6 protein-coding genes are annotated in these 6,693 nt (G+C 72.6%); 3 read left to right on the top strand and 3 right to left on the bottom strand.

The features are described 5' to 3' along the window. Nucleotides 1-70: 70 nt before the first annotated feature. Nucleotides 71-1,285, bottom strand: coding sequence for a S8 family serine peptidase (locus tag ACFWU6_RS13910; RefSeq protein ID WP_383980972.1), 1,215 nt, complete (start codon nt 1,283-1,285; stop codon nt 71-73). 317 nt (nt 1,286-1,602) lie between these two features. Here ACFWU6_RS13910 and ACFWU6_RS13905 point away from each other — a divergent pair, with 317 nt between their 5' ends. The 3 genes from ACFWU6_RS13905 (at nt 1,603) to ACFWU6_RS13895 (ending at nt 4,840) form a co-directional block, all read left to right on the top strand. Next, on the top strand, nt 1,603-3,981 hold the full coding sequence (locus tag ACFWU6_RS13905; protein ID WP_383980970.1) for an FUSC family protein: 2,379 nt from the start codon (nt 1,603-1,605) through the stop codon (nt 3,979-3,981). 85 nt (nt 3,982-4,066) lie between these two features. Then, entirely contained in the window at nt 4,067-4,591 is a 525-nt protein-coding gene (locus ACFWU6_RS13900) for a GNAT family N-acetyltransferase (RefSeq protein ID WP_383980968.1), read from the top strand. Between the two features lie 54 nt (nt 4,592-4,645). After that, nucleotides 4,646-4,840, top strand: coding sequence for a hypothetical protein (locus ACFWU6_RS13895; RefSeq protein ID WP_383803661.1), 195 nt, complete (start codon nt 4,646-4,648; stop codon nt 4,838-4,840). Between the two features lie 401 nt (nt 4,841-5,241). Here ACFWU6_RS13895 and ACFWU6_RS13890 read toward each other — a convergent pair whose 3' ends face one another. Next, entirely contained in the window at nt 5,242-5,694 is a 453-nt protein-coding gene (locus ACFWU6_RS13890; RefSeq protein WP_383980966.1) for a hypothetical protein, read from the bottom strand. Nucleotides 5,695-5,720: 26 nt separating this feature from the next. Continuing rightward, nucleotides 5,721-6,614, bottom strand: a complete 894-nt coding sequence (locus ACFWU6_RS13885; protein WP_383980964.1) for an SDR family NAD(P)-dependent oxidoreductase — start codon at nt 6,612-6,614, stop codon at nt 5,721-5,723. Nucleotides 6,615-6,693 lie beyond the last annotated feature (79 nt).

The following is a 6,693-nucleotide window of genomic DNA, read 5'->3' as shown; positions in this document are numbered from 1 at the left end:
CTCGCCCCCCCGCCCCCCGCCCCCCCCCCCGCGGGGGGGCGCGGCGGCCTCGGCCTGCAGGGGGCGGGCGTTACTCCGCGGAGACCTTGAGCAGCTTGTTGGGGGTGCCGCTGCTCGGGTTGGTGATCTTCCCGGCGCTCGCGCCGGAGGTCAGGGCCTGTGCCACCGCGGCGGGAGAGGCGCCCTTGTGGGCGGCCAGGTAGACGGCCGCGGCCCCGACCACGTGCGGGGTCGCCATCGAGGTGCCGGAGATGGTCTTCGTACCGGTGTCGCTGTCGTTCCAGGCGGAGGTGATGTCCGAGCCGGGCGCGTAGAGGTCGACGACCGAACCGAAGTTGGAGAAGGAGGACTGCGCGTCGGCGACCGTGCTGGAGGCCACCGTCACGGCCTCCGGGACCCGCGAGGGCGAGCCCTGGCCGGCGTCGGAGGACTCGTTGCCCGCCGCGACGCCGAAGGTGACGCCGGAGGCTATGGCGCGGCGCACCGCCTCGTCGAGGGCCTCGTCGGCCCCGCCGCCGAGGCTCATGTTGGCCACCGAGGGGCCGCTGTGGTTCTGCGTCACCCAGTCGATGCCCGCCACGACCTGATCGGTGGTGCCCGAACCGTTGTCGTCGAGGACCCGGACGGCCACGATCTTCGCCTTCTTGGCCACCCCGTGGGAGGTGCCCGCGATGGTCCCGGCGACGTGCGTGCCGTGGCCGTTGCCGTCGTCGGCGCTCTGGTCGTTGTCCACGGCGTCGAAGCCGTGCTCGGCGCGGCCGCCGAAGTCCTTGTGGCTGATCCGCACACCGGTGTCGATGACGTAGGCGGTGACGCCCTCGCCGCCCGCGTCGGGGTAGGTGTACTTCTTGTCGCCGGCCGTGGCCTCCTGGTCGATGCGGTCCAGGCCCCAGGAAGGCGGGTTCTCCTGCGTGGTGTTGATGGAGAACTTCTTGTTCTGGACGACCTTGTCCACGGTCGGGTCGGCGGCCAGCCGCTTGGCGGCGGTCTCCGAAAGCCCGTCCGCGGAGAAGCCGTTGATCGCGGACGTGTATTCGCGGCGCACCTCGCCGCCGTACTTCTTGGCGAGCGCCTTCTTGTCGGCCGACTTGTCGAGGATGACGATGTAACTCCCGCTCAGCGCACCGGGGGCGCCGAGGCCGTGGACCGTTCCCTCCGCAGGAGTCGTCGCACCTGCGAGGGGGGAGACCAGCATGGTCACGCCGGCGGCGGTGGCCGCGCCCGTGACGACTGCCAGGACCCGGACTCCGCGTGAACGCGTGCGTGCATGCCTGTGAGTTGACATGAAGGGGTTTCTCCTCGTGTTGACGTGTGGGGCGTCAAAGCGTTGTCGTACGCACCCTCAAGAGCTGCAAGATCTCCGGGGGTTGGTTCGAAACCCTGACCGATTCGCGGAGGTGATTCAAGGTCACTTCGGCCGTCAGCGATATTCAACAAGGTTTCTTAAAGGGAACTCCTCGTCAGCTCCTCGGAATGATCACACTCTTCGAACCATCTGCACGGGATGGTCACTTCTCGTGTGCACGAGCGAACGACCGGGCGTCGGAGCGCGCGCGGCCGCGCGCGCATGCCCGTCCCTGCCCGGCGTGGGACCCTGGGACCGTGGACCGCGAGCGAGCAGGCGGAACCGGCATGGGCAGGCGCACGGACACGAAGACGGGTGCACCCGGCGACGGCAACGGCGGCGCGCACGCCCCCCGGAGCCCGTCCGCGCCGTCCCGGGCCGCCGCTGCCCTGCGCACCGGCACCGGAATCCGTCCGGCCACGGCCCGGCGCGCGGTCCGGGTCACCCTGGCGGCGTGTACCGGCTTCTACGTGTTCCGCTACGGTCTGGACCGCCCGGGCGCCGCCACCTACGCGCTCTTCGCGGCCGTCTCCCTGGCCGCGCTCTCCCGGATTCCGGGGACCGGCCGCCAACGCGCCGCCCAGGTCGCCCGGGTCCTGCCGCCGGCCGTCGCACTGGTGGTGGTCGGCACCTTCCTCGCCGTACGCACCTGGGCCGCCGTCGCCGGCATGCTCGTCATCGGCTTCTGCCTGGCCTTCGCGTCGGTCTGCGGCCCCCGGCCGGCCGGCACCGCCCCCGGCCTCCAGCTGCTCTACATCCTGCCCTGCTTCCCCCCGTACGCCCCGGACACCCTCGGCGACCGCCTCACGGGCACCGTCGCGGGCATCGTGCTGCTGATCCTGGCCGAGGCGTACGTACTGCCCGACCCGCGCGTCCCCTCCTACCGGGACCGGGCCGCCGACGCCGCCACCGCCGCGGCCCGCTGCGCGGCCGCACTGCGGGAGCGGCCGTACGCCGTGCCCGCCCCGGTGGGGGAGCGGGCCGCGGCCGCCGCCGAGGCGCTGCGGCCGTCGCACGTCCCGGAAGCCGAACGCCCCGCCGCACCCGGGGTGCGGGAGCGGGCGCTGGCCCACACCGGCCTGGCCGCGCGGACCCTGCTGGCCCGGCTGCGGGCCCTGCCCGGCCCGCTGCCCGGAGCGCTGCCTGACCCCACGGGCCTGGCCCTGATCCGGTCCGTGGAACGGGCCGCGCGGGCAGCGGCCGCTCTGCTGTCCGACGGGCCGCCGGCCGAGGGGGCCGGGCGGGCGGCGCGCGCGCTCCTGCACGACCGGACCGATACCGCGGACCTCCCGCCGCCCGCTCCGGCCGACCGCCGCCGCCACGCGGCGCTGCTGGAGGTGGCGGACGCGGCCCTGGTGCTCGGCACGGCCGCCGACATCGCCGTCCGGGGGCGCCGCGCCCTCCCGGACGCGGACCCGGGCCGCTTCTGGTACGCCCGCACGAGCACGGTCCGGCTGTGGTGGGTCCGGCTCGCGGGCCACGCAGGACCGCGGTCCGTCCACTTCCAGAACGCCGTGCGCATCAGCCTCGCCCTCGCGGCCGCCCGCACCGTCGCCGGGCTGGACACCCTGCCCCACGGCTTCTGGGCCATGCTCGCCGTGCTCAGCCTGACCCGGACCACCGCCGTCCAGACGCGCGCCACCGTACGGGCCGCCCTGATCGGCACCACCGTCGGCGCCCTGGCCGCCGGCGGCGTCCTGGCCCTCGCCGGCGAGGCGACGCTCACCTACGCGATCGTGCTGCCGCCCGTGATGCTCGTCGCCTTCTTCCTCGGACCGGTGCGGGGCGTGGGCTGGGCCCAGGGGCTGTTCACCCTCGTCGTGGCCCTCGCCTTCGCCCAGCTGGCACCCACCAGCTGGCAGCTCGCCGAGTACCGCTTCCTCGACGTGCTCGTCGGCAGCGTCATCGGCCTCGTCTGCGGGCTGCTGGCCTGGCCGCGAGGTGCCCACGACGAGGTGGGCCGGGCGGTGGCCCGGCTGCTGCGGGCGTGTGCGGAGCAGATCACCGCCACCACTCGTGGCGTCACCGCGGGCGGGGCGGGCGGGGGTGCGGCGGGCGGGGGCGTCGCGCCGGCGGGCGTCGCGCCGGCGGGCGTCGCGCCGACGGGCTCCGCCGGCGGAGACGGCCCTGCGGTGCAGCACGCGCTGGTACTGGCCGAAGCGGCGTACGCCCAGTACCAGGGGGAGGCCCAGCGTCCCGCCGGACCGGGCCCGGACTGGCAGAGCGCGCTCATGGCGGGCCACCACGTGCTGTGGGGCGCCCGCCGGGTCAGGGCCGCCGCCGAGGGCTCGCGGCCCGACGGGCGGGCGGACGCCCGGCTGCGGGCGTACGGAGCCTGGGTGGCCGAGGGCTTCTGCCTGGCCGCGGCGCGTTTCGACGTGCCGAAGGGCCGGCGGGGCGCCGCGCCGGCTCCCGTCGGGGGCAGCACGGGAGCGGAGGGGCCGAAGCCCTCGGACGCCACCCTCGACGCACCCCCGCTCTTCTTCACCGCGACGGCATGGCTCGACTCGCTCGCCACGGACCTGACCCGCATGGCCGCGGCCCACGCGGTCGAGGACCGGCTCACCACCCCGGCCCCACCGGCCCGGACCGGCCCCGCGGGAGCCCCACCGGCCCCGGCCGGCCCCGCCGGGTAGGACCGCCGGCCGCCGCGCCGCCCGCGCCGCCGGAGCTCCCGCGGGGCCGGTCCGGGTCGGATGATCCGACTGTTATCGTCCGGACATGCCTGAGCTGATCGCACCCACCCCGCGGCTGTACACCTCCTGGCTCGCCGCGCGCGAGGAATGGGGGGACGAGGCCCACATGGACGGGGCCGGCCTGGGCTCCGACGACGACGTGGACACCCGCGAGGGCTTCACGGCCTGGGTCGAGCGCCTGGAGTCGTACGCGGACCGCACCCGGCCGGTGGAGCAGGGACGGGTCCACGCCACGTACTGGTGGATCGCCGACGGCGACACCTACCTGGGCGCCATCGACCTGCGGCACTACCTGAACGGCTTCCTGCTCGACGCCGGCGGCCACATCGGCTACGGCGTCCGGCCTTCGGCCCGCCGCCGCGGGCTGGCCACCTGGGCCCTGGGCCGGGTCCTGCACGAGGCGCGGGTCCTGGGGATGGACCGGGTGCTGCTGACGTGCGACCCCAGCAACAGCGCGTCCATCCGCACCATCGAGAGCAACGGCGGCGTGCTGGAGGACGTCAGGGAGACCCTGATCGGCCCGAAGCGCCGGTACTGGATCGACCTCTAGGCCGGTTCGTTTGGATCACTTCCGCTGGCCGAGGTTGTCGTTGATGATGTCCCTGTGACTCACCGCATCAGCGCTCTGATCTCGGCCTTCGGCGTCCTGGCCAGCGTGATAGTGGTCATTGCGGGCGTTCGTGAGTACCGCTCTGGCGCTTCGATCTTCTGGCTCGCGGGCGCAGTCGTGATCTTCCTCAGCGCTTTGTACACGCTCGTGCGGGACGCGCAGCGGCTTCGCACCCAGCCGGCCGCCTGACAGCGACGACGTACCGAAGCGGCGGGCCGTGGAGCGGACCTACGGCTGGCTCATGCTTCACCGTCGCGATGTAGGTGATGCCGCAAGCGGGACACGCGACCAGCCCGGCAGGCACGCCGGGGCGGGAGGCGCTCAGTGCCGTGGAAGAGGCGGCCCGGATGGACGCGGTGCGCCGCACGACCACGACCAGGAGCCGGGCAAGCTCCGCGGGCTGTTCCGCCGCGGCGGTTGACCCCGCACGTCGGCGCCCGCCCGTCCCGCCGGGGACGGGGGGAGAGACGGTGTCGACGAGCAGCAGCCCGGGTCAGGCTGGGGCGGCCTGTTCTGCCGGCCAATGTCGCGCCGCTAGCGCAGCCGCCGGTGAGCTCCAGCGCGGGTGGTCGCCGGGTCGGTCCGGGCGTCTACTTCCCTGTCAGCAGGTCGCGAACGGTTTGGTCGCGGAAGCTGAACAGGCCCTCGAGCATGTTCTTGGCGTCCTGCACCGTGCCGGGGAATTGCTCGCTCGGTTGGAAGTGGATGACGTCGCGCATTTCGGCTCCGTCGTCCACGGCGGTGAAGTGGTGCTGGTGGTGCCAGAACTTGAACATTCCGTAGTGATGGATGTCGACGAAGTATTTATACGGGTCGACGACGGTCACCTCGGTCATCCCGTAGATCTCGCTACCGTCACCCATGCCGTCCAGGTGTTCCACGATCAGACCGGGATAAATGTGATCGGCCTCAGTCAAGATCGTGAAGCTAGCGCCGGGCGGCACGGGCTTGGCGTTGTTGCGTGGATCGGCGAAGAACTCCCACAGGCTCTCCAACGAGCACTCGAAGACGGTCTTGCGTTCAATGAAGGTGGCACGTGACATCTGCGTTCAGCTCACATTTCCTTGGGTCAGCGGGTGGCGCGGTGCAGGAGTGCTTCCGAGGAGTCCAGGAAGCGCTCGGTGTGGGCCGTGTCGAGTCCGGCGCTCGGCAGGATCACTTGGGCCTTGTTGTTGAACATCAGGGCGGTGCGACCGTTGAGGTCGTCGGTGAACAGCAGGGGGACGATCCTGGCCGCGTAGGTCTGGGGGGAGGGTCCAACCACGCCGACCGCGACTTCGGCCAGACGGTGCAGGAGGCTGCCCTCGCCGAGGAAGTTGGAGCGGATATCGGTTTTGATGAGTCCGGGGTTCAGACCGAAGTACGCCGGTCCGGGCAGCCTGCGGTGACCCGCGAGTACGAGGACTTCGTTGCCGGCGACGGTGGTCATGTGCGCGGTGAACGCTTTGTAGCCCCGCTCGGAGTTCAGGTCGCCGAGATTGCCGATGTTGCCGGTCCCGGGTGCTCCCATGATGAACACCCGCGGCTGCGGCGCGCTGTCCGGGCGGCCGGTTCCCAGCCTGGGGCTGAGACCCTGCAGGACCGCGAGGCGGCTGAGATAGCTGACGGCCAGGTCCCGCTCGATGCCCTCGGCGGTCTCCTCGCGCGTCTTGGCCGACATGATCCCCAGCGAGAAGAAGGCGACATCGTAGGTTTCGGCGGGAAGCTCCTTGCCCAGCCGGACCGCCTCGCGCATCGAGGACAGATCCGCCTGGACGAAGGTGAGCCGGTCGGAGGCGCGGTCGCGGAAGGTCCGTCCCACCACGGTCACCTCGGCGCCGAGGGCCAGGGCCTGCTGGGCCACGGCCCGGCCCAGACCGCCTGTCCCGCCGACGACGAGCACCCGCTTGGACGCGAGGTCCAGCTGGTCCAAGGAGGGGGTGTGGATGTGGGTCGTGCGGTCGACGGCGCCGTTCAGCCGCATTATGGGCTTCGTAGCAGCTGCCGAGCTGTCGGGGCGAGCGTTCATGGCGGGTGCCTTCGTTCGTTGTGCCGGTTGGATG

It is taken from the genome of Streptomyces sp. NPDC058674, assembly GCF_042716505.1.
GTDB lineage: Bacteria > Actinomycetota > Actinomycetes > Streptomycetales > Streptomycetaceae > Streptomyces.
This window is presented reverse-complemented; position numbering and strand designations above follow the sequence as displayed.

Excerpts from the sequence above, each read along its gene's own strand:
- ACFWU6_RS13910 (WP_383980972.1), bottom strand. The coding sequence starts at position 1,285 with ATGTCAACTCACAGGCATGCACGCACGCGTTCACGCGGAGTCCGGGTC.
- ACFWU6_RS13885 (WP_383980964.1), bottom strand. The coding sequence starts at position 6,614 with ATGCGGCTGAACGGCGCCGTCGACCGCACGACCCACATCCACACCCCC.
- ACFWU6_RS13890 (WP_383980966.1), bottom strand. The coding sequence starts at position 5,694 with ATGTCACGTGCCACCTTCATTGAACGCAAGACCGTCTTCGAGTGCTCG.
- ACFWU6_RS13900 (WP_383980968.1), top strand. The coding sequence starts at position 4,067 with ATGCCTGAGCTGATCGCACCCACCCCGCGGCTGTACACCTCCTGGCTC.